This is a genomic window from Actinoalloteichus sp. AHMU CJ021 (assembly GCF_002895405.1).
Classification (GTDB): domain Bacteria; phylum Actinomycetota; class Actinomycetes; order Mycobacteriales; family Pseudonocardiaceae; genus Actinoalloteichus_B; species Actinoalloteichus_B caeruleus.
Map to the genome: position 1 here is coordinate 2,177,851 of NZ_CP025990.1, position 26,350 is coordinate 2,204,200.

General features: G+C 72.6%; 21 protein-coding genes and 1 riboswitch. Of the genes, 10 read left to right on the plus strand and 11 right to left on the minus strand.

All coding sequences use genetic code 11. From position 1 onward, the window contains the following. The first annotated feature begins 735 nt into the window (after positions 1-735). The 3 genes from C1701_RS09070 (at position 736) to C1701_RS09080 (ending at position 4,499) form a co-directional block, all read left to right on the plus strand. A complete protein-coding gene (locus tag C1701_RS09070; protein ID WP_030105156.1) occupies positions 736-1,884 on the plus strand; it encodes a S1 family peptidase in 1,149 nt (382 codons plus the stop codon). Positions 1,885-2,481: 597 nt separating this feature from the next. Then, on the plus strand, positions 2,482-3,624 hold the full coding sequence (locus C1701_RS09075) for a S1 family peptidase (protein ID WP_026417553.1): 1,143 nt from the start codon (positions 2,482-2,484) through the stop codon (positions 3,622-3,624). Positions 3,625-3,827: 203 nt separating this feature from the next. Continuing rightward, complete coding sequence (locus C1701_RS09080; protein ID WP_337662204.1) at positions 3,828-4,499, plus strand: S1 family peptidase; 672 nt, start codon at positions 3,828-3,830, stop codon at positions 4,497-4,499. A gap of 14 nt (positions 4,500-4,513) precedes the next feature. On the opposite strand, the gene thiE is transcribed toward C1701_RS09080, so the two are convergent. Next, entirely contained in the window at positions 4,514-5,194 is a 681-nt protein-coding gene (gene thiE / locus C1701_RS09085; RefSeq protein ID WP_030105152.1) for a thiamine phosphate synthase, read from the minus strand. Positions 5,195-5,307: 113 nt separating this feature from the next. After that, positions 5,308-5,416: riboswitch (TPP riboswitch) on the plus strand. Between the two features lie 6 nt (positions 5,417-5,422). Between thiE and C1701_RS09090 the strand changes: the two genes are divergently transcribed. Genes C1701_RS09090 through C1701_RS09100 form a run of 3 tightly spaced genes read left to right on the plus strand, consistent with a single transcriptional unit; the run spans position 5,423 to position 7,655 of the window. Next, positions 5,423-6,682: an FAD-dependent oxidoreductase gene (locus tag C1701_RS09090; RefSeq protein ID WP_103057007.1), complete on the plus strand. Its 1,260-nt coding sequence runs from the start codon at positions 5,423-5,425 to the stop codon at positions 6,680-6,682. Further along, positions 6,682-6,882 carry a sulfur carrier protein ThiS gene (gene thiS / locus C1701_RS09095; protein ID WP_337662287.1) on the plus strand — a complete coding sequence of 67 codons (201 nt, stop codon included), beginning with the start codon at positions 6,682-6,684 and terminating at the stop codon, positions 6,880-6,882. Before C1701_RS09090 ends, thiS begins: the two co-directional genes overlap by 1 nt. A gap of 5 nt (positions 6,883-6,887) precedes the next feature. Continuing rightward, entirely contained in the window at positions 6,888-7,655 is a 768-nt protein-coding gene (locus tag C1701_RS09100) for a thiazole synthase (RefSeq protein WP_103057008.1), read from the plus strand. 34 nt (positions 7,656-7,689) lie between these two features. Here C1701_RS09100 and C1701_RS09105 read toward each other — a convergent pair whose 3' ends face one another. The 4 genes from C1701_RS09105 to C1701_RS09120 form a co-directional block, all read right to left on the minus strand. Continuing rightward, positions 7,690-9,618 carry an FUSC family protein gene (locus tag C1701_RS09105; RefSeq protein WP_051313391.1) on the minus strand — a complete coding sequence of 643 codons (1,929 nt, stop codon included), beginning with the start codon at positions 9,616-9,618 and terminating at the stop codon, positions 7,690-7,692. Positions 9,619-10,642: 1,024 nt separating this feature from the next. Then, a complete protein-coding gene (gene thiD, locus C1701_RS09110) occupies positions 10,643-11,497 on the minus strand; it encodes a bifunctional hydroxymethylpyrimidine kinase/phosphomethylpyrimidine kinase (RefSeq protein WP_035291313.1) in 855 nt (284 codons plus the stop codon). Next, a complete protein-coding gene (thiC, locus tag C1701_RS09115) occupies positions 11,494-13,158 on the minus strand; it encodes a phosphomethylpyrimidine synthase ThiC (RefSeq protein ID WP_103055805.1) in 1,665 nt (554 codons plus the stop codon). The genes thiD and thiC overlap by 4 nt, the downstream gene beginning before the upstream one ends. A 476-nt stretch (positions 13,159-13,634) precedes the next feature. Then, positions 13,635-14,207, minus strand: coding sequence for a peptide deformylase (locus C1701_RS09120; protein WP_026417560.1), 573 nt, complete (start codon positions 14,205-14,207; stop codon positions 13,635-13,637). A gap of 272 nt (positions 14,208-14,479) precedes the next feature. Between C1701_RS09120 and C1701_RS09125 the strand changes: the two genes are divergently transcribed. The 3 genes from C1701_RS09125 to C1701_RS09135 all read left to right on the plus strand — a co-directional run bounded on the left by C1701_RS09125 (position 14,480) and on the right by C1701_RS09135 (position 16,785). Next, the gene (locus C1701_RS09125) at positions 14,480-14,779 is read left to right on the plus strand and encodes a DUF3263 domain-containing protein (RefSeq protein WP_016698464.1); all 300 of its coding nucleotides are present in this window, start codon (positions 14,480-14,482) and stop codon (positions 14,777-14,779) included. A 51-nt stretch (positions 14,780-14,830) separates the two neighbouring features. Then, positions 14,831-15,526 carry a LytR C-terminal domain-containing protein gene (locus C1701_RS09130; RefSeq protein ID WP_026417561.1) on the plus strand — a complete coding sequence of 232 codons (696 nt, stop codon included), beginning with the start codon at positions 14,831-14,833 and terminating at the stop codon, positions 15,524-15,526. 236 nt (positions 15,527-15,762) lie between these two features. Next, entirely contained in the window at positions 15,763-16,785 is a 1,023-nt protein-coding gene (locus C1701_RS09135; RefSeq protein WP_103055806.1) for an N-acetylglucosamine kinase, read from the plus strand. Between the two features lie 25 nt (positions 16,786-16,810). Here the strand turns inward: C1701_RS09135 and C1701_RS09140 are convergent, their stop codons facing one another. Both C1701_RS09140 and C1701_RS09145 read right to left on the minus strand, forming a co-directional pair. Then, positions 16,811-17,650, minus strand: coding sequence for a DUF3159 domain-containing protein (locus tag C1701_RS09140; protein WP_081893456.1), 840 nt, complete (start codon positions 17,648-17,650; stop codon positions 16,811-16,813). Positions 17,651-17,755: 105 nt separating this feature from the next. Next, positions 17,756-20,620 carry an AfsR/SARP family transcriptional regulator gene (locus tag C1701_RS09145; protein WP_103055807.1) on the minus strand — a complete coding sequence of 955 codons (2,865 nt, stop codon included), beginning with the start codon at positions 20,618-20,620 and terminating at the stop codon, positions 17,756-17,758. A gap of 394 nt (positions 20,621-21,014) precedes the next feature. On the opposite strand from C1701_RS09145, the gene C1701_RS09150 reads away from it, so the two are divergent. Then, the gene (locus C1701_RS09150; protein ID WP_026417562.1) at positions 21,015-22,109 is read left to right on the plus strand and encodes an ADP-ribosylglycohydrolase family protein; all 1,095 of its coding nucleotides are present in this window, start codon (positions 21,015-21,017) and stop codon (positions 22,107-22,109) included. Between the two features lie 185 nt (positions 22,110-22,294). On the opposite strand, the gene thpD is transcribed toward C1701_RS09150, so the two are convergent. The 4 genes from thpD to ectA form a co-directional block, all read right to left on the minus strand. Further along, positions 22,295-23,200 carry an ectoine hydroxylase gene (thpD, locus tag C1701_RS09155; protein ID WP_026417563.1) on the minus strand — a complete coding sequence of 302 codons (906 nt, stop codon included), beginning with the start codon at positions 23,198-23,200 and terminating at the stop codon, positions 22,295-22,297. Between the two features lie 241 nt (positions 23,201-23,441). Beyond that, positions 23,442-23,876, minus strand: coding sequence for an ectoine synthase (locus C1701_RS09160; protein ID WP_026066275.1), 435 nt, complete (start codon positions 23,874-23,876; stop codon positions 23,442-23,444). 79 nt (positions 23,877-23,955) lie between these two features. Next, positions 23,956-25,209: a diaminobutyrate--2-oxoglutarate transaminase gene (gene ectB, locus C1701_RS09165; protein ID WP_026417564.1), complete on the minus strand. Its 1,254-nt coding sequence runs from the start codon at positions 25,207-25,209 to the stop codon at positions 23,956-23,958. 139 nt (positions 25,210-25,348) lie between these two features. Continuing rightward, entirely contained in the window at positions 25,349-25,894 is a 546-nt protein-coding gene (gene ectA / locus C1701_RS09170) for a diaminobutyrate acetyltransferase (protein ID WP_030105138.1), read from the minus strand. Positions 25,895-26,350: the final 456 nt, after the last annotated feature.

A 26,350-nucleotide genomic window follows, 5' to 3' on the forward strand; every position in this document is an offset into this window, starting at 1 on the left:
GAAGATCGGCCGAGGGTCCACTCCCCTTGCTCCCCCGTCCGGAGCCCCACCCGGCGTCGAGCAGCGCGGCCACGATCGCATCGGGCCCCAGCCGGCGGCGCACCACGCGTTCTCGCCGTCCTCGTCCGCCAGGCCAGGTCCACATGGCACGGTTCGGCCGCCCGGTACGCGTCCCGCTCAGGACGGCCGCCGTCATCCCTCCGCCACGTTCTCGGTCATCCACCACCAGTAGCGCCCCCGTGGGGCCTTCCGGGGATTCGCCCGATATCGCCACGGAGAAGGCGCGGGAACATGCGCGTGATTGGTAGGTCACTTCCCGTCCGCGCGGTAAGCGATGCCGGTAACTCACCAACTTGACCACACACACGTTCACCACTGTGTGCACTAGATCAACACGATGGGTCACGAAAACGGCGCGTCTATCCGCCGTCCAGCCGTTTCTTTGACTCCGAATGATGGCTTCCGGACAGCAGTAACGGCTTAATAACGTCTAGCTACCGGATGGTAATCATCCGTAATGGTCTGAAGTGGAATCGACAGGGAAGGGCGACCGAGCACACAGCGGCGCGGCGTCCGGACAGTCGTCCTCCGCCAGGCGCGAGTCGATGAGACCGCTGATCCCCTCGACCGGGGTTCCCACGACCCCGGTCCGCTACGAGTTGAGACCCGCGGGCGGGCCCCTGCCAAGAAACCGCCCGCGGGGTGTCCCTGCACTCGTGAACAAGGAGACATCTAGTGAATCGGAGAATCGCGGCGCGCGTTACCGGAGCGGTCGTGCTGGCCGCCGGAACGACCGTTGGCCTCACCCTCCCCGCCACCGCCGACCAGGAGGCCCCGGCCCCGGTCAGCGCCGACCAGGAGGTCCTGCTCGCCATGCAGCGGGACCTCGGCCTCGACGCCGCCGAAGCCGAACTCCGCCTGGCCCAGGAAGCGGCCGCGGCGACCGCGGAGGAGACCCTGACCCGCACGTTGGACGGCGTCTTCGCCGGCGCCGTCTTCGACGCCGAGCGGGGCGCGCTCGTCGTGGCCGTCACCGACGAGGCGGAGGCGAGCGCGGTGCGGGCCGCCGGTGCGGTGCCTCGCGTGGTGGAGCACACCCTCGTCGAGCTGGAGTCGGTGAAGTCGGCCATCGACCAGACCGCGACCAGCCAGGGCGCCCCCGCCGGGGTGAGCAGCTGGGCGGTCGACGTCGAGACCAACTCCGTCGTCGTCACCGTGGACCCGGAGCTGCGGGACGCCGAGGTGGACGCCTTCCTCGACCGGGCGGCCAGCGACGGCACCGTCCGGGTCGTCGAGGAGGCCAACTCCACGCCGGTCCCCTTCGCCGACATCGTCGGCGGTGACGCCTACTACCCGGGTGCCTCGCGCTGTTCCGTCGGGTTCTCAGTGGACGGCGGGTTCGTCACCGCCGGCCACTGCGGCACCGTCGGCACCAGCACCTCCGGGGTGAACCAGCAGTCGCAGGGCACCGTCGCCGGCTCGATCTTCCCGGGCAGTGACATGGGCTGGGTGGAGACCAACTCCAGCTGGACGCCGACCGCGGCGGTCAACGACTACGACGGCGGCACCGTCGCCGTCAGCGGTTCCTCCGAGGCCGCGATCGGCGCCTCGGTCTGCCGTTCCGGCTCCACCACCGGCTGGCACTGCGGCACCATCGAGGCCAAGGGCGTCACCGTCAACTACCAGGAGGGCGCCGTCCACGAGATGACCCAGACCAGCGCCTGCGCCGAACCCGGCGACTCCGGTGGTTCCTGGCTGAGCGGTAGCCAGGCCCAGGGCGTCACCTCCGGCGGCTCCGGCAACTGCACCCTGGGGGGCACCACCTTCTTCCAGCCGCTGAACCCGATCCTCTCCGAGTTCGGGCTGAGCCTGACCACCTCCTGATCCCGAGCGGCCCAGTCGCGGGTTTCTGACAAAAACTGTTCGGTTCGTCAACGGGCGGCCTCCTCCGATCGGGGGAGGCCGCCCGTTGACGTGCGTGCCGCACGCGGGACCGGGCGGAACGGGTGCTCGGCATCCGGTCCAGAACCAACCCCCGTTCGGACCATGACTCGTTCACCGGACAACGACCGAAACAGCGGTACGACAGCGGAACGCCATTACGGGACGTGAGCGCCGGTCCGACGACTGTGACGGTTTTTCCCCGATTGGCGGATATCCGTAACACGATCCTGGGCCAAGACTTTCACTCCAACGGGGGCCTGGATGAACCGGCGGCGACGCCGGTGTGAACGGAGAGGACCCAGTTGTTCACGTCGGACACCCACTGACGACGCCGTCCAGGTCCACAACCGAGCTCACCTCTCACCGCCACAGCCGAACCGCGGAAACCCATGAGCCAGGGCTGTTGGTGCCCAGCCCAGTCGCGCCGACCGGCACGGCCCAGTCCACCTCGGACGAGGCACCTCCGGGGCGGGGCCTCTCGCCAGACCCACTCCCCTCCCCGGATATCCCTGCACCCCTACAAGGGAGACGCGAAACATGAGGAACAGATCCTTGGCCCGCATCGCCGGTGCCCTGGTCGCGGCCGCCGGCACGGCCACCGCGCTGGCCCTGCCAGCCGGCGCGGACACCCCGGAAGGACCCGACGCCACCGTGGCCTCGCCGGAGATGCTCTCGGCGATGCAGCGGGACCTCGGCCTGACCGAGCAGGAGGCACTCACGAGGGTCGCGGTGGAGGCCACCGCCGTCGAGACCGAGGAGGAGCTGCGCGCGAGCCTGGGTTCGTCGTTCGGCGGGGCCCACTTCGACGGGGACACCAACACCCTCGTCGTCGGCGTGACCACCGCCGAGAAGGCCGACGAGGTTCGCGCCGCAGGGGCGACCCCGGAGGTCGTGGCCTACAGCGCCGACAGCCTGGACGGCGTGGTGTCGACCCTGAACGAGACCACCGAGGTGCCCGACGGCGTCACCGGCTGGTACGTGGACACCGCCGACAACACCGTCGTGGTGACCACCGCCCTGGGCAGCGGCGAGGCGGCGGCGGACTTCGTCGCCGACTCCGGGGTCAACGCCGACGCGGTGACCGTGGTGGAGAGCACCGAGCAGCCCCGGACCCTCTACGACATCATCGGCGGCGACGCCTACTACTTCGGTGGCTCCCGTTGCTCGGTCGGCTTCTCCGTGTCGGTCGGCTACGTGACCGCGGGCCACTGCGGTGGGGTCGGTACCGCGACCCAGGGCTACAACCGCGTCTCCTCCGGCCAGGTCGCCGGCTCGGTCTTCCCGGGCAGCGACATGGGTTACGTCCGGACCAACGCCAACTGGACCCCGCGTCCCCTGGTGAACCGCTACAGCGGCAACACCACCGTCACCGTCAGCGGCTCCACCGAGGCCGCCGTCGGCGCCTCCATCTGCCGGTCCGGCTCCACCACCGGCTGGCGCTGCGGCACCGTCCAGGCCAAGAACCAGACCGTCTTCTACGCCCAGGGCGCGGTCAGCGGCCTGACCAGGACCAACGCCTGCGCCGAGGGCGGTGACTCCGGTGGTTCCTGGCTGAGCGGCAGCCAGGCCCAGGGCGTCACCTCCGGTGGCTCCGGCAACTGCACCTGGGGCGGCACCACCTACTTCCAGCCGCTCAACCCGATCCTCTCCCGCTGGGGCCTGTCCCTGACCAGGGGCTGATCCGGGCACTCCTCCGCACTCGTGAACACGGGCCGCCCATCCCGACCGGATGGGCGGCCCGTCCCGTCGGAACACCCGCCGCCCCGGCGCGGCGCGCGCCACTGATCGACCCCGGGTGCGTGGCTGCCCAGCACCGCCCGAACGCGGACCGGGGGAACGCACTCCCCCACGCCACCGAGCAGGACCACCCCCAGGGAGCAGCCATGAGAGGAACTTTCCGCGCACTGGTCACCGGAGCGGCCGTCGTGGCGGCGCTGCTCGCCGCCAGCGGCGGCGTGACGGCGGCGCCGTCCCCCTCCGCCGGCACCGGCGGTGAGATCCGCGGCGGGGACGCCTTCCTGGTCGACACCGGCCGCTGCGTCGTGGGCTTCACCGTGACCGAGGGCTTCGTCGCGACGAGCCGGTGCGGCCCGGTGGGAGGTGAGGTGCGCACCACCGGAGGCGAACTCGTCGGCGTCGTCCGGGGCAGCACGTACCCCGTCCCCGGTGGTGCCTGGGTGGAGACCACCGACGCGTGGACCCTGAGCCCGAGCGTCGGTCGCGCCGGCGGCGGCACACCGGTCCTCGGTTCGACCCTGGTCCCGGTGGGTGGCGCCGTCTGCGCCACCACCTCGACCTCGGGCTGGCGGTGCGGGAACGTGCTGGCCCACGACCAGTCGGTGGCGTTCCCGGAGGGCACCGTCTCCGGCCTCACGAGGACGACGCTGTGCTCCGACCGCGACCGCGACGAGGGGACGCCGGTCGTCAGCGGCAACCAGGCCCAGGGCATGCTCCTGCTCGCGAGTGGACCGTGCCCCGGCGGCGGGGGAAGCGACCACGTCCTGCCGGTCAACCCCCTGCTGGCCGCCTGGGGCCTCACGCTGCGCACCGCCTGACCAAGCCCGCCCCCTCAGGCCGGGGGCAACCGCTTCCGCAGGGCCGAGGCGGCCTCCCGGGGATCGGCCGCCTCGGTGATGGCCCGGACGACGACGATCCGTTCCGCTCCGGCGTCGAGGACCTCGGACAACCGCTCCGGGCCGATCCCGCCGATGGCGAACCAGGGCCGCCCGCCGGTCCCCCAACGCCGCGCCGTGTGGCGCACCAGGTCGAGCCCGGCGGCCGGTCGGCCCGGTTTCGTCGGGGTGGTCCAGCAGGGACCCACGCAGAAGTAGTCGACCCCGGGCTCCACCGCGGCCGCGTCCGCCTGGCCCCGGTCGTGGGTCGACCGGCCGATCACGACGTCCTCCCCGACCACCCGACGCGCCCACGACACCGGCAGGTCGTCCTGCCCGAGGTGCAGCACGTCGGCCCCGGCCGCCAACGCGATGTCCGCCCGGTCGTTGACCGCGAGCAGCGCGCCGTGCCCGGCGCACAGCTCCCCGATCGTCCGCAGCGCCGCCAGTTCCTCCCGAGCCTCCAGCGGCCCGGACCGGCCACCCTTGTCCCGCAGCTGCACGACGTCCACCCCGCCGGCCAACGCGGCCGCCACCACCTCGGCGAGGTCGCCCCTGTCCCGGCGGGCGTCGACGCACAGATAGAGCCGGGCGGCCGCGAGCCGAGCCCGTACCCGCTCTCCCGTCAGTCCTGGCATACCCGTGAGCCTAGGAGACGCGTCGCGCGGGTGACGACGTCCGTGGGACCCCACCCGGCCGACCTCCCCGGGCGGGCGGGTGGTTCCCGGCCCCGCCGCCGGGTTACGGTGAGGGCAGTCCGCACGGGAGTCTGGGGCACCAGGCTGAGAGGGGGCCTGCCGGCCCCGACCGTGGAACCTGATCCGGATCATGCCGGCGCAGGGAGCGTGGTGAGTGGTGTGTCATCGGTGAATCGAACGAACCAGCTGGTCGTCGTCGGCGCCGGGGTGATCGGCAGCGCGGTCGCCTGGCACGCGGCCACCGCCGGCTGGTCGGTGGTCGTGGTGGGTCCGGAACCGGCCGGCACCAGTTCCTCCTGGGTGGCCGGTGGGATGCTGGCCCCCGTCTCCGAGGCCTGGCCGGGGGAGGAGATCTCCCTGCGACTCGGCTCCGCGTCGCTGGAGTCCTGGCCCGCGTTCGCCTCGGCCGTCTCGGTGGCGGCGGGAGGCGCGGCGGACCGCGCGCCGGGTGGCCCGCTGCTCTCCGCCGAGGGCGGCCTCCTGGTCGGAGTGGACGGTGCGGACCGGGCCGACCTGGAACGGCTGGCCCGCTACCTCGCCGCGCGCGGCCGGGAGGTGACCGCGCTGTCCGGGCGGGAGGCACGCTCGCTGGAGCCGGCGCTGGGGCCGGCGGTCCGCCACGGGCTCCACGTGCCCGGCGACCTCGCCGTGGACAACCGACGTCTGCTGTGGACGGTGCGCGCAGCCGCGCGGGCCGCCGGTGCCGTGTTCGACACCGATTGGCTCGCGGAGGAGGCACGCGGTGGCCGGGTGCTGCTGCGCCGCGCCACGCGCGTGGGTACCGGCGGGCCGCCCCGGCTCGACGTGGGCGGTGGAGAGGACGGGGAGCGTGGGACCCGGGAGTGCGACGTGGTCGTGCTGGCCGCCGGCGCGTGGTCGAGCCAGCTGCACCCCGGGCTGGAGCGGTTGATCCGCCCGGTGAAGGGCGAGGTGATCCGACTCGCCGCGACCCCGGGCAGCCTGCCACCTCCCCGGCGCGTGATCCGAGGTTCGGTGCACGGCCGCACCGCCTACCTGGTGCCCCGGGACGGCGGCCGCCTCGTGGTGGGCGCCTCCCAACGGGAGAACGGCTTCGACACCTCGGTGACGGCGCGGGCGGTGCGCGAGCTGCTGACCGACGCGGGCGCGCTCGTCCCCGCCCTCGACGAGTACGAGGTCACCGAGACCATCGCGGGCCTGCGACCCGGCAGCCCGGACAACGTCCCGCTGGTGGGCGCGCTCGAACCCGGTCTGCTGGTCGCCAGTGGCCACCACCGCAACGGCCTCCTGCTGACGCCGGTGACGGTCGAGCTGGTCGGCCGGCTGCTCGGGCTGGCCAGGGCGGCGTTCACCTCGGCGTCGACCGACGCCGAGGAACTGCTGTCGGCGACCGACCCGGCGCGTTTCGCGACGGTGGGCGGGGCCGACCACGTGGAGGAGGTGCGGTGATGCGGGTGCTGATCAACGGCCGCGCGCACGAGCTCGCCGAGTCGTGCACGGTCGCGGGGGCGGTGGCCGCCGCCGGCGTACCGGCGCGGGGGACCGCGGTCGCGCTCGACGGCCAGCTGGTCCCCCGCGCCGAGTGGACGCGGACCGAGCTGACGCCCGGCGCGCGGCTCGAGGTGCTGACAGCGGTACAGGGAGGGTGAGGTCGATGGACGACGTGCTGGAGATCGCCGGTCGCCGCTTCTCGTCCCGGCTGGTGCTGGGGACGGGCGGGGCCGCGAACCTGTCGGTGTTGGAACGCGCGCTGGTGGCCTCGGGAACCGAGCTGACCACCGTGTCGCTCCGCAGGGCCGACACCTCGGGAGGCCCCGGAGTCCTCGACCTGCTCCGCCGGTGCGGGGTCGGGGCGCTGCCCAACACGGCCGGGTGCCGCAGCGCGGCGGAGGCGGTGCTGACGGCCCAGCTCGGCAGGGAGGCGCTCGACACGAACTGGGTCAAGCTGGAGGTCGTCGCCGACGAGGACACACTGCTCCCGGACCCGTTCGAGACGCTGGACGCGGCTGAACGCCTGGTGGCCGACGGTTTCACCGTCCTCGCCTACACCAACGACGACCCGGTACTCGCGCGCCGGCTGGAGGACGCGGGCTGTGCGGCGGTGATGCCGCTGGGCTCACCGATCGGTTCGGGTCTGGGCATCCGCAACCCGCACAACATCGAACTCATCGTGAACCGCGCGTCGGTGCCCGTCGTGTTGGACGCCGGCATCGGAACCGCCTCCGACGCCGCGCTGGCCATGGAACTGGGCTGCGCCGCGGTGCTGCTCGCCACCTCGGTCACCCGAGCCGACGAACCGGAGCGGATGGCACGGGCGATGCGGGACGCCGTCCGGGCCGGTCGGGAGGCACGTCTGGCCGGTCGCATCCCCCGGCGGTTCTGGGCGCGGGCTTCCAGCCCAGCCGTGGAGGGCGTGGGGTGAGACCGCCCCGCCAGCGCGGGCGCCGCGCCCGCCCTCACCAGGACCGGTACCGGAACGCGTGCTCGAAGGCGGCGTCCGGTGTCGCCTCCTGCTCGGCGTCCTCGGAGAGCTCCCTCCCCAGCTCGACCAGCTCGTCCACCGCCAACCGGGACAGGTAGGCGCCCTCGACGACCGGCCCGGCCAGCAGCTCGATCCCGGCGAGGTCCGGTCGTTCCTCGCGGGGAGCGCGGCGGCCCACCTCGCTCAGTTCCTCGTCGGCCAGCCGCAGCACGGGCGTGAGGCGTTCCCGGACCTCCTGCGGGCGGAACGCGACGCCGCCGACGGCGGCCCGCAGGGCGTCCAGCGCCGCCCCCGCTCGGCGGGCGGCCTCCTCCGCGGACGGACCGGCCTCCTCCAGCCGCGCTGGCAGCCCGAGCAGGTCCTGGGTGCGTCGCAGGGACCGCACGTAGGCACCGCGCAAGGCCCTGCGACCTTCCGAGGTGTCCCGTGCCCCGTAGGCGCCTCGCGTGAGTTCGCCGACCGCCAGCGCCGCCATCCGCGTGGTCCGGCCGACGTTCGGCAACGAACTGCTGGGCAGCACGAGGTAGCTGGCGTAGCCGAGGATCAGTGCCAGGGTGGCCCCGACGGCGGTGATCGCGCCGAAGCTGACCAGGACGGCCGCCACGGGCCGTTCGGTGGCCGGGACCTGGACGAGCAGCACGACGGCCACCACACCGGACATGAGCAGCGGGAAGCTGGTCCGCAGCACCGACACGCCGGCGATCATGGCGAAGAGCGCCACCGGGATGAGCACCCACGGCCAGGGCAGCAGCGCGACCAGCCCGGCCGCGAGCGCGACACCGACGACCGAGGCCCCGGTCCGCTGCAGGCCCCCCTCCATCGTGTCGCGGGTGATCGGCTGGAGGACGAGGTAGAGCACCAGCAGCATCGGGGCCGCGGACGGCGTGTCCAGCCACAGGGTGATGAACATGCCTCCGGCGACCGCGAGCGCGCAGCGGAGCGAGTGCCGGAACAGGGAGGACCGGAAGGAGAGGTGCGCGGTCAGCACGCCGAGGGCGCGCAGCAGCACGCCCCGCCACGACGGCCTCGCCAACCGGTCCGGCTTCCGGTCGACCACGGCGCGGCGGACCCTGTCCAGGCCGGACCGCACCATCCCCACAGCGGGGGGCAGCTCCGCCCCGCGTTCCGCGAGCACCTTCGCCGCCGGGTCCAGCTTCGCCATCGCCGGTAGCCCGGTGCAGGCGGGGGCGGTGACGGCCGCCGCCAGCTCCCCAGCCACCAGCTCGGCGTCGCTGGCGATGGTGCGGAGCCTCCGCGCCTCGACCCCGGTCGACCTCGCCGCGCCGGCCAGCAGCATGGCCCGGCCGGCCCGGTACTCGGCGGCCCCCGCGAGCACCTCACCCAGCCAGGCCCTGGTGCCGTCGGCTCGCCACACCCGGGCGGCGTCGTGCAGCCCGCCGGGGGTCTGGTCGGTGAGGGCCGCCGCCACGGCGGCTCGGGTGGGTCCGGACGGGTCGTCCTTGCCCGCGGCGATCCGGACCACGACGGCCAGCAGCACACCGCAGGCCCCGCCCGCCGCCAGGAACACCGGGTCCTGGCCCGCGCCCAGGCCGGTGGTCAGGGCGAGCAGGGTGGTGGTGGCCATGACCTGCCCGACCCGCAGGTAGCCGCTGCCCAGGGCGGGCAGCATGCCCGCCCCCAGGACGACCAGCGAGGCCACGACGATGGCCGGTGGCCCCTCCAGGGACGGCCCCACCGCGACGACGGCGGTGAGGAGCGGCCCCAACCACACCATCGCTCTCAGGTCGGCGCGCAGCGGCCCGACGCTCGCTCCGACGAGCGTGAGCACCGCCACGAGCCCACCGAGGACGGCCACCCGGTCCAGGCCGAGCGGCACCGCGACGCCGGTGGCGAGTCCGACCGCCACGGCCGTCATCACGAGCTGCCGAACCGGCAGCTCCACGCTCAGGCGAGTTGACGGTCGCGACCGTATGCCTGTCAGCACCCAACCAACCACGACGAGAATGTTCCCTGATCAACTACACGAAGTGACCGCACCACACGCTCAGCGGGCAAGGACCACCCGAGAGTAGGAAAAGGTCTGGCCGACCGTCCTGCCGCCACGGCAACCCCCCGATCTCGTGCCGGGCCCCACCGCGCCATCCCCTGCCGCTCCCCGGGAGCGGCCCTCGGGCGCACGGGGCACCTGCTCTGTTATTGCCCCCGGAACGCGGAGCGTTACGGCGACGTCCACGGGAGGCGCCGGTGTCCCGGTGCCGCGCGGAGGCCCAGCGGGGAAGGGGTGACCGACGGGGGCGGCGGCGGGGCCGAGCCACCCCGTCCAGGGCCCTTCGCGGCGGGGACGGGGATGAGGCGCTCGACCACACCGCGCTTTCGCCCCACTCAGCGACGGTCCCTCCCCGTGGGGAGGACACGCGACAGGATCATGACCGCGTTGCCGGGACTTCACGCCGCGATCGGGCTACCCGATCGCCCGACCGGCGGACGGTACGGCGCGACCGGTGTGCGGTTGTGCGGCCCCGCGCACCCGCCGGCCGAACGCCCGGACCCCCGGAGCGGCTCTCGAGCCCTGGCCGGGGAGACCGGCCGAGGCGGGTGGGGCGGGGGTGGTGGTAGGCGGCGCCACCGCCCGACCGGGCGGGGCCCCTCCGTTCACCGCCCGGCCCCGCGGCGCGCCCTCGCGCCCCACCGGGCGGCGGGGTCGGCGCCACGGGGAGCGGCCGGGGTGACCGGTGACGTCGGGCCGGGCCACCGGCTGACCGAGGCGGGCCCCGCGCCGAACACCACCAGAACGATCACCGGGAGTGATCATCGATCAGCCTTTGGTTGATCACCTGGCTGGCGGTAGGGCCTCGGGCACCCGCCCCGCCACGACCGGGGGCCCCGGCACCGGGGCGGCCCGGCCGCCCCCAGCGGTGCCTACCCGGTGGGAGTCCCGGCGGGTCTTCCGGTGACGGGGGACGGACTCACCACGGGACGTCGGAGACCCGCCAGAACGCCGAGACGGGCCCGACGCCGCCGCCGAGCGGATAGGCGGCGGCCACCGCCCGCATGATGTACCGCTTGCCGACCCGCACCGCGTCGACGAGGTCCCGCCCCTGGGCCAGGGCGGCGGTCACGGCCGCGGCGAGCGTGTCGCCGCCGCCGTGCGTGTGTTCCGTCGGATGACGCGGGCCCGGCAGCTCGATGACCTCACCACCCGCGCCCACGAGGAGGTCGACGCAGTCCGAGTCGGCGGCCAGGTGCCCCGCCTTGATCAGCACCCACCGCGGTCCGAGGGCCAGCACGGCCTCGGCCGCCTTGCGCAGGTCCGCGCGCCTGGTGACCTCGACACCGGTCAGCAGCCGCACCTCGTCGAGGTTCGGGGTGGTCAGCGTCGCCCGAGGCAGCAACACCTCCCTGACCGCGCCCAGCGCGCTGTCCGCCAGCAGGGAGTCGCCGTGCATCGAGGCGGCCACCGGATCCACCACGAGCGGGATCTCGGCCGCCCGGCCGATCCCGAGCTCGTCGCACGTCCCCGCCACCGCCTCGATGATCCCCGCGCTCGCCAACATCCCCGTCTTCACCGCGTTCGCGCCGATGTCGGTGGTGACCACCCGGACCTGGTCCCGCACCGTCTCCGCCGGGATCTCGTGGAACCCGCTGACGCCGAGCGAGTTCTGGACGGTCACGGCGGTGATCGCGGACATGCCGTGGACCCCGCAGGCGAGGAAGGTCTTGAGGTCGGCCTGGACACCAGCGCCGCCGCCGGAGTCCGAACCCGCGATGGTCAGGGCGGTCCGGGGCGTCACCCCCGGGCCGGGGGTCGACCGGGGGCTCATCGCTCCACCACCGGCAGGTAGACCGAGCCGCCACTGGCGGTGAACTCGGCCGCCTTGGCCCTCATGCCCTCCTCGACCGCCCGCTCCGTGGTCAGGCCGCGTTCCTCCGCGAACCGCCGCACGTCCTGGCTGATGCGCATGGAGCAGAACTTCGGTCCGCACATGGAGCAGAAGTGGGCGGTCTTCGCCGGTTCCGCCGGCAGGGTCTGGTCGTGGAAGGCCCGGGCCGTGTCCGGGTCGAGGGCCAGGTGGAACTGGTCCACCCAGCGGAACTCGAAGCGTGCCCTGGACAGGGCGTCGTCCCGCTCCCGGGCCCGGGGGTGGCCCTTGGCGAGGTCGGCGGCGTGCGCCGCGATCCGGTAGGCGACCACACCGGTCTTGACGTCGTCCCGGTCCGGGAGCCCGAGGTGTTCCTTGGGGGTGACGTAGCACAACATCGCGGTACCCGCCCGCGCGATCATCGCGGCTCCGATGGCCGAGGTGATGTGGTCGTAGGCCGGGGCGATGTCCGTGGCGAGCGGGCCGAGGGTGTAGAAGGGCGCCTTTCCGCAGAGCTCCTCCTCCAACCGCACGTTCTCCTCGATCAGGTGCATCGGGACGTGCCCCGGGCCCTCGACCATCACCTGGACGTCGTGTCGGCGCGCGACGTGAGTCAGTTCCCCGAGGGTGCGGAGTTCCGCGAACTGCGCCTCGTCGTTGGCGTCGGCGATCGAGCCGGGACGCAGGCCGTCCCCCAGGGAGAAGGTGATGTCGTACTCGCGGAAGATCTCGCAGAGTTCCTCGAAGTGCGTGTAGAGGAAGCTCTCCTCGTGGTGCGCGAGGCACCAGGCCGCCATGATCGAACCGCCCCTGGAGACGATGCCGGTGACGCGGTGGGCGGCCAACGGGACGTACCGGAGCAGGACACCGGCGTGGACCGTCATGTAGTCCACGCCCTGCTCGGCCTGTTCGAGGACGGTGTCGCGGTAGACGGGCCAGGAGAGCCGGGCTGGGTCCCCGCCGACCTTCTCCAACGCCTGGTAGATGGGCACGGTGCCGACCGGGACCGGGGAGTTCCGCAGGATCCACTCCCTCGTCTCGTGGATTCGGCGACCGGTCGACAGGTCCATGATGGTGTCCGCGCCCCATCTGGTGGCCCACACCATCTTCTCCACCTCCTCCTCGATGGAGGAGGTGACCGCCGAGTTGCCGATGTTCGCGTTGACCTTGACCAGGAACCGCCTGCCGATCACCATCGGCTCCGACTCGGGATGGCGACGGTTGGCCGGGATGACGGCCCTGCCGGCCGCGACCTCGTCGCGCACCAGCTCCGGCGGGACTCCCTCCCGCACCGCCGCGAACTCCATCTCCGGGGTGACCACACCGGAGCGCGCGAGGGACAGCTGGGTGCCACCGCCGGTGGCCTCCCGGTCGGTGATCCACGTCGTCCTGAGCGGTTCGAGCCCGCGGCGGACGTCCACGGTCGCCTCGGAGTCCGTGTAGGGGCCCGAGGTGTCGTAGAGGTCGAGGTGTTCGCCGTTGGTGAGGGTGACCCGGCGTTGGGGGACTCGCAGCCCGGACGGCGTGCTGACGTGCACCTTGCGCGATCCGCTGATCGGACCGGTGGTGACCCTCGGGTTCCCGGACTCCCCGAGGTCGAACGGAACGGACTCGGCCGCCATCGCGGCACCTCCCTACGCCGGCATTACCCGGACAGGTTCATGCGGTCGGCGACACCCGTGCTCCGGCACGAGTCGCCCTCTCAGCCCGCTCTGGCGCGAGCTCCCGCGTGTGTTCGGTTGTCTTCGGCCGAGGCTAACGGCCAGGCGCGGCACCCGTAAAGACCGCGATCGTGCGCGGCCGGGCCCGACCACGAGCCCAGCCGGTGCGCCGCACGGTCACGGCCGACCCGCCCTCGGGGCCGGCGGGCGGCACGGCGGCGCACCCGCCCCCGGCGCGACCGCCCGTCCGTCCGCCGTGGAGGAACGGTGGCTGCCGGGACGCGCGGCGGCTGCCGGGCGCATCGGCGCGCGGAGGGACCCGGCCCCGGCCGGCGGGCCGAGGCGCTGCCCGGTGTCCCGCCGCCACCCGGCCCGCGCGGGGCACCCGCCATCGGGACCGGGACCGGCCCCAGCCCGCTGGAACGGAACGGGACCGATCAGCTCTGCTCCCGCGCCGACTCGGTGGCGGGGTCCCACGACAGCCCGGGCCGTCCCCACTGGTTGGCCTTGAGCGCCCGTCGGGCCTCCCGCTTGTACCGGCCGATGAGCCGGTCCACGTAGAGGTAGCCGTCGAGGTGGTCGGTCTCGTGCTGGAGGCAGCGCGCGAAGAACCCGGTTCCCTCGACCACCACGGGCTCGCCGTGCTGGTCCTGCCCGGTCACCTTCGCCCAGCGCGCCCGTCCCGTCGGGAACGCCTCACCGGGCACGGAGAGGCAGCCCTCGTAGTCGTCGTCGGGATCCGGCATCCCCTCGGGGATCTCGGAGGTCTCCAGCACGGGGTTGGCGACCACGCCGCGGTGCCAGTCGCCCTCGTCGTCATGGCAGTGGTAGACGAAGATCCGGAGGTCGATCCCGATCTGGTTGGCGGCGAGTCCGACACCCTCCGCCGCCGCCATCGTCTCGAACATGTCCTCGACGAGCCGGGCGAGTTCGTCGTCGAAGGTCTCCACCGGACGAGTCGGCTGGTGCAGCACGGGGTCGCCCGCGATCCGGATGGGGTGAACGGCCATGCTGGTGACCCTATGCGTTCGGTCCGAACGGGGGACACACCGGTCGGCCCGCTCCGCCGCCGCCGGCGCGCGCACGATCCTCGGACCAGGGGCGCGCCCGTTGGGAGAGCGTTGTCCCAGGGCAGGGCCATTCACCGAAGGAGTGCCGCCGCTGACCGCCCGCGTGTCGATATCGGCTGCTCGTGACGGGCTGACATGATGTAATGACACGGAATGACACGAGTGTCATTCGCTGGACGCCAGGATCTCGGACCGTCAGGCGAGGAGCCCAGATGGACGCCGCAGGGGAGGCTCTGCCACCCACGCCGGAGCCGGACTCTGGAGTCAGCGCTCTCGACCGCGCCATCCTCGCATTCGAGAGCCAGTGGTGGAAGTACGCGGGCACCAAGGAGCAGGCGGTCCAGGAGTTGTTCGGAATGTCCCCGGAAGGCTACTACGAGCGACTGGACGTCCTGATCAACCTGCCGGCGGCGCGTCGTGCCGATCCCATGCTCGCCCGACGGTTGTCCCGCCTGCGAGGGAGCCGGCGCCGCGCCGGCACCGCGCGGGGGCTGGGTTTCGATCCCCAGTAGACCAGGAATCCCCAGCGAGTCCAGACCACGATCGCCCTGGAGGCCCGTCCCGTGAGCAATGTCGATCCCGCTGGTTCGGCACGTCCGCTACGAATCGCCGCCATCGGCATGTTCGCGGTCGCGATCCTGGCCCTCGTCGTCGGAGTCGTCAGCCTGACCCAGGACGACGGTGAACCGACCGCTGCGGAGAGCACGCTGACCTCCGGGGCTGGAACGTCGAGTGGCTCGCCGTCCCCGACCGGCCCGGCCCCGGAGTCCGGGTCCTCGTCTCCGGAGTCCTCGGAGGACGCCGACGAGACCGAGGGGCCCGAGGGGACGGCGGAGGGCGGCGCACCGGGGGACGAGCCCGGCGCGCCGGAGGGGACCGAGGGCTCCGAGGGGGGATCGGGGTCCGACTCCGAGGACGCCGGACCGGGATCGACCGCCTCCGGCGACGACGGCGGGGAGCTGCCGGAACTGCGGGTGTACAACAACAGCACGGTGCGGGGCCTCGCGAACCGGGCCGCCGGCGACTTCCGCGACTCGGGATGGGACGTGTCGGAGGTGGGGAACTACTCGTCCGGCGTGATCCCCTCCACCACCATCTACTACCGGCCCGGCACCCCGGAGGAGCAGCTGGCCGGCGAGATCGGCGCCGCGTTCGGCATCCCCGTGGAGCCGAGGTTCGACGGCATCCGGGACGCCGCCCCCGGGGTCATCGTCATCGTCACCAACAACTACGGGCAGACCTCGACCGATCCGAAGTAGACCGGACGCCGACCCTCGGGACCAGGGCGGGGACACACCGGCCCCGGCTCGGTTGGCGGCCGGGGGAGCCCGCCTCACCGAGGGGGTTGGGTGAGACGGGCATCCTCACGGTACCTCTGAACGGAGTAGCCGCGCCGACCCCGCGGTGACCCACCTGGCGCGTACCCGAGGTCACCCTCGCGCCAACGGGTGACCCGGGGCGGTCCGTGCCGGATACTCGCAGCCAGGAGGTGCCGATGAACACTGCCGCGGAGTTCGTGCTCGGCCTCGACGTCGGGGGTACGTCCACCCGCGCCCTGCTCGCCGGCCTGGACGGCACGCGGGTGCGGGTGAGCCGCCGAGGTGGCGGCAACCCGAACGCGCACCCCCCGGAGATCGCCGTCCGGGAGGTCGGTGCCGCGATGCGCTCGGCCCTCGGTTCGCTCGACCCGGGTCTGGTCCGGTACGTGGTCCTGGGCCTGGCGGGGGCGAGCAAGATGACCGACCCCAGGGTTCGGGAGCTGTTCGACGAGTCCTGGCGGTCGCTGGGACTCCGCTGCCCCGTCGACGTCATCGACGACTGCGAGGTCGCCTTCGCCTCGGCCACGGCGGAGCCGACGGGCAGTGTCGTGATCGCCGGCACCGGATCGGTGCTGGGAGCGGTCGACCAGGGTCGTCTCGTGCGGACGGCGGGTGGCCACGGCTGGTTGCTCGGCGACGAGGGGTCGGCGTTCTGGCTCGGGCGGGAGGCCGTGCGGCTCACCCTGCGCGAACTGGACGCGGACAGCCCCGGCGGGGCGCTGTCCCACGCCGTCCTCGCGGCGCTGGTGGTGGAGGTGCCGGGCGGTCTCCCCCCGGACAGGCGCGATCGCATCATGCTGAAGCAGCGGCTGCTGACGGCGGTCAACGGTCGGCCACCGATCGACCTGGCCGCCCTGGCGCCGCTCGTCGACACCTCGGTCGGGGAGGGGCACGCGCCGGCGGCGGAGATCGCGCGGGCGGGAGCCCTCGCGCTGGCCACCGGTCTGGCGCTCATCCGGCCCCCCTCGGACACGACGCCCCTCGTCATGGGCGGCAGCGTCCTCGGCGAGGGGACCTCGGTCGGGGCGGTCGTCCGGGCGGAACTGGCGCGCCGCTGGGGCGGCACTCCCCTGGCGGCGGGCGACGCCGCGGCCGGCGCGGCCTGGCTCGCGCTGAACCGGCTGGCCGGACGCCGTCAGGCGCGGATCACCCACCGCCGGCTGCTCGGCCACGACCAGGACCCGGTGCTCTCCCCCTGACCAGGCGACGTCCCGGCGCCACCGCTCAGCGCTCGGTGGCGCTCTCCTCCTGGCCACCGGGGCCGGCCACCGCCGGTGAGGTCGCCTCGCGGCCGACGTCGGGGGAATCCGGAGTGGATGGCTGCTGGTCGGCCAACGACCCGTTCCCGGCTCGGCCGCCGTCCCGGGGTGGCGGGGCGCCGGTACCTCCTCCCGCTTCCCGGGGGTGCCGGATCCCCGGGTGTTCGGTGGGAAGCGCGCGCCGCAGCACCCACCAGCTCACGGCGAGGCAGAGCGCCACCAACGGCCAGCTGAGCACCACCCGCGCGGTGAGCAGGGGGCCGACCAGCCCGGCCAACCAGAGGGGGAGGAACACGGCGACCCGCACGAGGTACTGGCAGACCCAGATCCAGCTCGCGAGGCTGTAGGCGCGCAACAGCGCCGGGTCCCGGCGCCACCGGGTCCGCTGCCCGAGCACGCCCCCGACCACCACGCCCAGCAACGGCCAGCGGATCAGGATGCTGGCCGCCCACACGACCACGCTGCCCACGTTCGACATCAGCTGCGCGAGGAAGAAGTCCTCCGGGCGGCCGGTGTACAGGGCGATCACCGTGGCGAGCCCGACACCGAGCAGCCCCAGCACGACGGCGCGGGGACGGTCGCCGCGCCGTAACCGCCACAGCGCCACGGCGAGTCCGACGACGAGGGCGGCGGCCGCGCCGGCACCCACCGACGAGTCCCCGAGGAACCACCCCCCGGCGAACGCGACCGCGGGCGCGGTGGCGTCCAGTGCCCCTCGGCGACCACCGAGCACGGCGGCCAGCGACTCCTGCTGCGCGGGCGCGGCCCTGACCTCGGCCACGTCCTCCCTCGGCTGCTCGGTCACGCCTCCAGCCTGCCCGATCCGGTCCGGCGGGACCACGCCTGGTCCGTCACGTCCGGGTCCCGCCCTCCCCTCGGGGACGCGCCGGCACGTCGTCGACTCGCGCCGTCAGCTGGCCTCGGCGATCCGCTGCTCGGCCTCGCGGAGGATCGGCGAACTGGTGGGCCGCAGCAGCTCCTCCGCCCGCCGCCAGGTCGCCAGGGCCAGCTCCTCGTCGCCGGAGGCCCGGTGGACGTCGCCCAGGCTGATGAGGGCCTTGCCTTCCTGCACCGTCGCCCCGCACCCACCGGCGACGCGCAGCGCCGCCTCGGCGTAGTCGCGCGCGGCGTCCCACCGCCGGAGTTCACCAGCCAGCTCGGCGAGGTTGTTCAACGCGACCGCCTCGTGGAAGGGCCGCCCGGTGATCCGGTACAGCTCCCGAACGGCCAGGCACCGGGCGAAGGCGGAGTCGAGACGCCCCTCGTTCTGGTCGAGGAGGGCGAGGTTGTTCAACGCCATCGCCTGCCCGGCCACGTCCCCCAACTCGCGGTAGAGGGTGAGCGTCCGCTCGCCGACCGATCTCGCCTCCTCGAACAGCCCGAGCTGGACCCGGACCGTGAAGAGGTCGGCGACGGTCGCCGCCACCAGCTCCGGCCCGGCCAGCTCCTCGGCGATCTCGGACGCCGCCACCGCGCGGTCCAGCGCGGCCGGCAGTCCGGTGGAACCGTAGAGCGCCACGCTCACCTGTCCCCGCAGCATCAGGCACTCCCCCAGCCTGTCGCCGTCCTGCCTGGCCGCCGCGAGTCCCCGTTCGAAGAGCCCGCCCGCCTCGTCGAGCAGGTGCCGGAAACGGACGTAGGGCATGAGGGACCAGATGAGCCGCCAGACGCGGCGGTGCTCACCGAGGGCTTCCGCCGTCGCCACGGCTTGCCCCAGGTTGGCCCACTCCCGGTCGTACCAGCTGACGGCGTCGCCCAGCTCCGGCAGTTCGACCTCCGGTGCCAGCGGTTCGAGCCTGACCGGCTGGCTGGACAGCTGGAGTGCCTCCCGCGCCCGCTCACTGGCGGCCAGGTAGTAGGCGACCATGCGGTGCCGAGGCGAGGAGCCGGGACCGGTGTCGGGCACGTCGAGCTGGCGGGCGTAGAGCCGCAGCAGGTCGTGGGCGCCGACCCGGTCGGGGGTGACCCGGTCGACCAGGTGCCGGGAGGCCAGTTCGTCGACCACCACGCTGACCTCCCGTACGGGGCGCCCCGCCATCGCCGCGAGGACGTGGTCGGTCATCTCCGACCCGGGATGGGCCCCCACCAGGCGGAAGACGTCAGCGTGGTCGGGTGGCAGGTCCCGGTAGGACACGTCGAAGGCCCCCCGGACACTGATCTCGTCGTCCTCCACCGCCAGTCGGACGAGCCGGTCCCGCTCGTCACCGAGCTCGGAGAGCAGGGTGGCGAGCCCCGACCCGCCGCCCGCGATGATCCGCGCGGCCACGATCCGGAGCGCCAGCGGCAGCCCACCGCAGAGCCGCACCAGCTCGACCACGGTGTCGGTGTTCGTCCCGTCGATCTCGCCGCCGACGTCCCGAAGGGCACCCGCCAGCAGTTCGACCGCGTCGTCCTCGGCCAGCATGCCGAGCGGCAGGAGCGCGGCTCCGCTGCGCACCACCAACCCCTCCAGGCGTCGCCTGCTCGTGACCAGCACGAGGCAGTCCCGGCCCGCCGGCAGGAGGGGGAGGACCTGTTCGGTGCTCGCGGCGTCGTCGAACACCAGCAGCAGCCGGCGGTCGGCGGCCGAGGACCGGAATGCCGCGGCGCGCTCCGCCACCCCGGCGGGCACGTCCCGGTCGCGGACGCCCAGTCCCACCAACAGCTGCCGGAGGGCGGAGTCGGGTGGCACCGGGCCGTTCCGCCCGTCGGCCCCACCGAGGTGCACGAAGAGCTGCCCGTCGGGGTAGTGGTGGCGCACGCGGTGCGCCCAGGTCACCGCCAGGGCGCTCTTCCCCGCTCCCGGCGGCCCCGCGAGCACCACGATCCGGGGGCCGGAGCCCGCGCGCTCCGCCTCGGTCGGACGTCGGCGTTCCCACAGTTCGCGCAGCCTCGCCAGCTCCCGTGCCCGTCCCGTGAAGCCACCGACCTCCGGGGGCAGCTGGCGGGGGGCGGCCGCGTCGCGGCCAGCGGCGATCGCCGGCCGGTTCCCCGACCCGAGCAGCAGCGGGTCGTCCCGCAGTACCCGTTCGTAGGTCCGCTGGAGGTGGGGCGAGGGGTCGACGCCGAACTCCTCGCGCAACCGCCGTCGGATGTCCTGGTAGCGGGCCACCGCGTCCGCCCGGCGACCGAGCCGGTACAGGGCGACCAGGAGGTGCGCGGCCATCCGTTCCCGGAGCGGATGCTCGTCCAACAGGCGGACGAGTTCCGCGGTGACCAGTCCCTCCCGGCCGAGTTCCAGGTCGGCTGCGACCCGCTGCTCGACGAGGTCGAGGCGGAACTCCTCGATGGAGTGGGCCATCGAGCCGAGCACGCCCTCGTCGGAGAGGTCGCCCAGGCTCGGTCCCCGCCACAGCTTGAGCGCCTGGCGGAGCAGCCTGGCCCGCCGGTCCGGCCCCGGGGCGTCGTCGGCGTCGGCACCGGCCGACGCCGCCAGGTCACGAGCGCGCACCAGGTCGATCAGGGCGCCGTCCACCTCGAGCCGGTAGCCGGGGGGCTTGGTGCGGATGTCGGCCGGGGAATCCCCGGGGAGGGCCGCCAGTTGCCTGCGCAGCCGCGAGACGTAGCCGTGCAGGATGGTGCGCGCGCTCGCGGGTGGGGAGTGTCCCCACAGCATCTCCGCGATGCGCTCGGTGGGGACCACGGTGCCCCGGTTCAGCAACAGCAGCGCGAGGACACTCCGCACCGCCCGGCTCCCGAGCGGCACCGGCCGCCCGTCCACGGTGACCTCGACCGGACCGAGCAGGAGGAAACGCGCTCCTGGTTGCCCGCCGGGGGTGTCGTCGCCGTTCAGCACCGCCTCGTCGCCTCCATCGCCGCCTTCGGGCGGACGGACCCGCTCCCCCGCCTCGATTCGACAACGTAGGCGTTCGCCGAACTCCCCGTGATCGCTTCACCGTACTGACCGGCGCTGGGGCGATGGCAGGGGTGCGCTCCGAGGGGTCGGCCGGTGGTCCCGGTTCGACGCCGGCCGGTGCCGCGTGGACGACGCGCGGTCTCCGACCGCTGGTGCCCACCTCCCAAGGTGAACCTCACCCGGAAGAAGGGCGTTCATCGCCCAAGGCGGTCCGATGTCGACCTCTCACGCCTCCCTGACGCACGGCGTGTCCCCAGGTGGGGGCCGCTACCACCCTTATGGGTGATCCAAACCGGCTACTGTCGACTCGTTGACATCCTGGCGTGGAGGGCACGTGGCTACAGCGACCACCGTGGTCGACCGGGCTGCGGGCTGCCTGTTGGGCGGAGCGCTGGGCGACGCGCTCGGCGCCCCGGTCGAGTTCCACCAGCTCGCGGAGATCCGCCGGCGTCACGGGCAGGACGGCGTCACCGAACCGCCCAAGCCAGCCCTGATCAGTGACGACACCCAACTCACCCTCTTCACCGCCGAGGGCTACCTGAGCGCGTGGGTGCGGGGGAAGCACCTCCAGATCTGGGACCCGGCCCGTGAGGTGTGGAGCGGCTATCGGCGTTGGCTTCGAACCCAACAGCGCAAGCGCCCGGAACGCGACGCGGTGGGGCTGCTCGCCGATCCCCGGCTCTACGCCAGGCGCGCTCCCGGACTGGCCTGCCTCCGCGCCCTCTCCAGCGCCGAACCCCCCACCCAGGGCGAGCAGTACCAGCGGGCGAACGGGTGCAGCGGCGTGGTGCGCGCCGCTCCGGCCGGGTTCGCGCCAACGGGAGAACTCGCCTACGAGATGGGGTGCGAGTTCGCCGCCCTCACCCACGGCCACCCGGCGGCCTGGGCCCCCGCCGGTGCGCTCGCGCTCCTCGTGCACCTGGTGGCGGTACGCCGGCGGTCGCTGCCCGACGCTGTGGACCAGGTGACGGGACGAGTGCTGCGGGACCACCCCGACACCGCGGAGAGCCTGGCCTCGGCCGTCCGCCTCGCCGAACGGGATCTCGGGGCCGCCCGCGCGTCCCTGGAGGCGCGGGCGTTCGGCCGGGCACCCACCGAGGGCGGCCCCGGCGCGGAGTCGGTGATGGGTCTCGGTCCCGGCTGGGTGGGATCGCAGGCGCTGGCCATCGCCGTGTACTCGGCGCTCACCCACCGCAGGGCGGCGCAGTTCCCGGACGCGTTGCGGCTGGCGGTCAACCACTCCGGCGACAGCGACTCGACAGCGAGTCTGACCGGCAACATCCTCGGGGCCCTGCACGGCACCGCCGTGCTGCCCCGCCCCTGGTTGGCGCGGCTGGAACTCGCGGACGTCATCGAACGCGTGGGCCACGACCTCGGGGCCACCTGCGCCGGTGACACCTTCGAGGAGCAGCGCTACCTGGTCGCCTGACACGGAGGCCACGGGCCGCCACACCACACCGGGCGGTCCGACGAGCGGCCCCGGGGCGGTGGGCACGCCACCCACCACGCCGGGTCTGACCGACCTGACGACCGAGGGCCGTGGGCCCCCGCCATCCCGGCCGGACGCCAGGAACGCGCGGGAGCCCACGGCCCCGGGTCAACGTGGTGCCGACGTCACCGGGACAACGGGGTGAAGTCGGACCGGTTCGCCACGAAGGGCGGACGCGGCTGCGGAGCGGCGAACGGCTCCACCGGGGTGTTGTCCACGCTGTTGAACACGATGAAGATGTTCGAGCGGGGGAACGGCGTGATGTTGCTGCCCGAGCCGTGCATCGAGTTGGAGTCGAACATCAGCGCGGAGCCGGCCGGGCCGGTGAACTGCTCGATCCCGTGCTCCGCCGCGAGCTTGCTGATGCTGTCCTGGTCGGGGACGCCGATCTCCTGCTCCTTGAGGGACTCCTTGTAGTGGTCGTCCGGGGTGGCCCCGACGCAGGAGACGAACGTCCGGTGGGCGCCGGGCATCAGCATCAGACCACCGTTGAACGGGTAGTTGTCGGTCAACGCGATGGAGATGCTCACCGCTCGCATCCTCGGCATCCCGTCCTCGGCGTGCCACGTCTCGAAGTCCGAGTGCCAGTAGAAGCCTCGTCCCTTGAAACCCGGCATGTAGTTCACGCGGCTCTGGTGCACGTAGACGTCCGAGCCGAGGATCTGCCGCGCGCGGTCGAGCACTCTCGGGTCCGTGGCGAGCCGACCGATCTCCTCGCTGATCTTGTGCACCTCGAAGATCGAGCGGACCTCGTTGGAGGACTTCTCCACCACCGTGCGCTCGTCCGCCTTCACCTCGGGGTCGGACGAGAGCCGCGTGAGCTCCTGCCAGAACTTCTGCACCTCGGCCGGCGTCAGGAGCCCCTCGACCGTCAGGAAGCCCTTGTCGTCGTAGGACCGCAAGGTGTCGGCGTCGATCGGCCCGGAGTCCACCCCCGGCCAGGCCACCGGGTCCTCTCGCTTGATCAGCGCCGGCTCCGTCCCGACCCGGGTCGGGTAGAGGTCATCGGTCTTCACGTCGGCCACAGTCATGTGATTGCCTCCTAGGCGAATTCCCGATCGGCGACCCGAGGGAAACACGGGTCGATCCGCGATGTGGTGGTGGTCCGGGCTCGTCGCTGTTCGGGTCCCGGGACTGGCGTACCGCCGGTCGGCGCCAGGGCGGCACCCGCCCCGCGCCGACCTCGCGGTCGAAATCCCCACGTCCCGGCATACGGGTCAGGTGGTGGTGGCGTCAACCCCTCTCGTCACTACCGGAGAACCCCGTCCCGGTTCACTCGACGTTGGCCGCTTTCGCTGGTGCCTGCTCGTCCTGCTCCGCCTTCTCCACGATCAGCGGGTACACGCCGTTCTCGTCGTGCACCTCACGCCCGGTGACCGGCGGGTTGAAGACGCATACCGTCCGGATGTCCGTCCTCGGCCGCACCTGGTGGTGCTCGTGCCCGTCGAGCAGGTACAGGCTGCCCGGAGCCAGCGGGAAGGTCTCGCCGGTCTCCTTGTTGGTGATTTCCCCTTCACCCTCGACCACAAACACCGCTTCGATGTGGTTCGCGTACCAGAAGTCGTTCACCGTGCCGGCGTAGAGCGTGGTCTCGTGCACCGAGAACCCGACACCCTCCTTGGCCAGCACGATGCGCTTGCTGCGCCAGTTCGGCGTCTTGATGTCGCGCTCGGTGTCCTCGATCTCGCTCAATGACCGTACGATCACGTTTGACTCCTTCGACTGTCTCTTCGGGGACGTCCGGCGGGGTGGTACGGCGGGCCAGCGAACGTCGTCGCCTGTCCGGTCAGCTGGCGCTGACGGCCCGCACCGAGTCCACGACGATCCCGAGGCCGCGTTCCAGTTCCTCGTCCGTCACGGTGAGCGGGGGCATCAGCTTGAGCACCTCGCCGTTGGGCCCCGAGGTCTCCATCAGCAGCCCCCGTTCGAAGGCCGCCGCGCTGGCCCGACCCGCCAGTGCCGGCTCGTCGAACGCCAGCCCGCGTGCCAGTCCCCGCCCACGCGATTCCAGGCCCGCCGGCTTCAGCTCCTGGGCCAGCTCCTCGAGGCAACGCCCGATCTGCTCACCCTTGGCCAGGGTGCTCTTCTCCAGTTTGTCGCTGGTCCAGTACTCCTGGAGCGCCTTGGCGGAGGTCACGAAGGCCGGGTTGTTGCCCCGGAAGGTCCCGTTGTGCTCACCCGGCTCCCAGACGTCCAGCTCGGGGCGGAGCAGGGTCAGCGCCATCGGGAGGCCGTAGCCGCCGATCGACTTCGAGAGGCAGACGATGTCCGGCTGGATACCGGCGATTTCGAAGCTGAAGAAGGGGCCGGTACGGCCGCAGCCCATCTGCACGTCGTCGACGATGAGCAGGATCCCGTGCCGCTTGCACAGGTCGGCGAGGGCTCGCAGCCACTCCGCCCTGGCGACGTTGATGCCGCCCTCGCCCTGCACCGTCTCCACGATGACCGCCGCCGGCTCGTTGAGCCCGCTCCCGCTGTCCTCCAGCAACCGCTCGAACCAGATGAAGTCCGGTGTCTGGCCGTCCAGGTAGTGGTCGTAGGGCATGGGGGTGGCGTGCACCAGCGGGATCCCCGCGCCGCCCCGCTTCATGGAGTTCCCCGTGACCGAGAGCGCGCCGAGCGTCATCCCGTGGAAGGCGTTGGTGAAGTTGATGATGGACTCACGCCCGGTCACCTTGCGCGCGAGCTTCAGCGCGGACTCCACCGAGTTGGCACCGGTCGGGCCGGGGAACTGCACCTTGTAGTCGAGGTTCCTCGGCTCGAGGACGACCCGTTTGAAGGTTTCGAGGAAGTCCCGTTTGGCGACGGTCTGCATGTCGAGACCGTGCGTCACCCCGTCCCGCCGGATGTAGTCGATCAGTGCCTCCTTGAACACGGGATTGTTGTGCCCGTAGTTCAGGGCGCCGGCACCGGCGAAGAAGTCCAGATACGGCTTGCCGTTCTCGTCGAAGAGTTCGCTACCGAGCGCACGGTCGAATACCGTCGGCCAGGTACGGCTATAGCTGCGAACCTCGGATTCCAGACTCTCGAAGACGTTCACGATTCTCCGTCCGTTCTAGGATTGCGATATCTGCACCGGCGGCGACGGACTCACCCGGCGGGAGGCCGTGCGACAACGTCGCTCCCGTGACCGGTAATCGCTTCATCGATCTTGGTCGCTGTCTTGGGTGACCGGCGGGTCAGGTTCCGGAGGAGGCGGGGCGGAAGGGACCGATGCGGTACAGGTCCTCGCCCTCGTGCGAGTCCGGGAAGGAGTCGGCCGGGAAGAGCTCCCGTCGCTCGAGTTCGGTGCCGCGGTTCCTGGCCAGCGCGGTGAACAACCGGATGGACGCCGTGTTGTCCGGGGTGATCGTCGTCTCGAGGTAGCGGACCCCGGTGTGGGTGACCCGGTCCACGAGCTCGCGGAGCATGCCGCCGGCCAGTCCGCGACCTCGGTGGCGCTCGTCGACGGCGACCTGCCACACCATGATCGTGTCCGGCGCGTCCGGGCGCACGTAGCCGCTGACGAATCCGCCGACCGCGCCGTCCACGCGAGCGACGACGGATGTCCGGGAGAAGTCACGACACCACAGCACGTAGGCGTAGGACGAGTTCAGGTCCAGCACCCCGGAATCGCGCGCGAGGCGCCACATGGCGGATCCGTCCGACACATTCGGCGATTCGATCGCCACCTGCGCCACTGACCCACTTCCGCTGCTTTCAGAATTCGGGTGTGCCGTGGTCATAATTTGTCAACCTAACAGAGGTCCCGTTTCCCGGCAGATCTGCGAATGCGCGACCCGGCATCTACCAGTGGATTCACAGAAAACGGCGTGACAAGAAGCACATTAACCTTGATTTAACACGGCCAATTGTGCTAGGCTGCGCCGGCGTTCATCGGCCGGGTGACTGCTCTCCCCATGAACGGGTGACGTTTGTGTTCTCATACCGCACATCGCGCCCACGGAGCGTGATGTTTCACTGATCAACTCACCGTAGGACGGATCTTCCCGCACCGCATCTCCTGAATGGGCGAGTCGGTACCCCGGTATGGGCCAGCGCGGGCCGGCCACCCGCGAGCGACCGGTCGCCCCGACGGTCCTGATCCCGGCACCGCCGGCGCCCGGGAGCCGCCACGGGCACGGCCGCGCCGGGGTGGGCGACAGGTCCGCGCCCCGGCTGCGGAACACCTCCACGGTGAC

Coding starts and splice junctions, on each gene's coding strand:
- C1701_RS09075 (WP_026417553.1), top strand. CDS start 2,482: ATGAGGAACAGATCCTTGGCCCGCATCGCCGGTGCCCTGGTCGCGGCC.
- C1701_RS09100 (WP_103057008.1), top strand. CDS start 6,888: ATGGACGACGTGCTGGAGATCGCCGGTCGCCGCTTCTCGTCCCGGCTG.
- thpD (WP_026417563.1), bottom strand. CDS start 23,200: ATGACTGTGGCCGACGTGAAGACCGATGACCTCTACCCGACCCGGGTC.
- thiD (WP_035291313.1), bottom strand. CDS start 11,497: ATGAGCCCCCGGTCGACCCCCGGCCCGGGGGTGACGCCCCGGACCGCC.
- C1701_RS09135 (WP_103055806.1), top strand. CDS start 15,763: ATGAACACTGCCGCGGAGTTCGTGCTCGGCCTCGACGTCGGGGGTACG.
- C1701_RS09125 (WP_016698464.1), top strand. CDS start 14,480: ATGGACGCCGCAGGGGAGGCTCTGCCACCCACGCCGGAGCCGGACTCT.
- ectA (WP_030105138.1), bottom strand. CDS start 25,894: ATGACCACGGCACACCCGAATTCTGAAAGCAGCGGAAGTGGGTCAGTG.
- C1701_RS09120 (WP_026417560.1), bottom strand. CDS start 14,207: ATGGCCGTTCACCCCATCCGGATCGCGGGCGACCCCGTGCTGCACCAG.
- C1701_RS09080 (WP_337662204.1), top strand. CDS start 3,828: ATGAGAGGAACTTTCCGCGCACTGGTCACCGGAGCGGCCGTCGTGGCG.
- thiS (WP_337662287.1), top strand. CDS start 6,682: ATGCGGGTGCTGATCAACGGCCGCGCGCACGAGCTCGCCGAGTCGTGC.
- thiE (WP_030105152.1), bottom strand. CDS start 5,194: ATGCCAGGACTGACGGGAGAGCGGGTACGGGCTCGGCTCGCGGCCGCC.
- thiC (WP_103055805.1), bottom strand. CDS start 13,158: ATGGCGGCCGAGTCCGTTCCGTTCGACCTCGGGGAGTCCGGGAACCCG.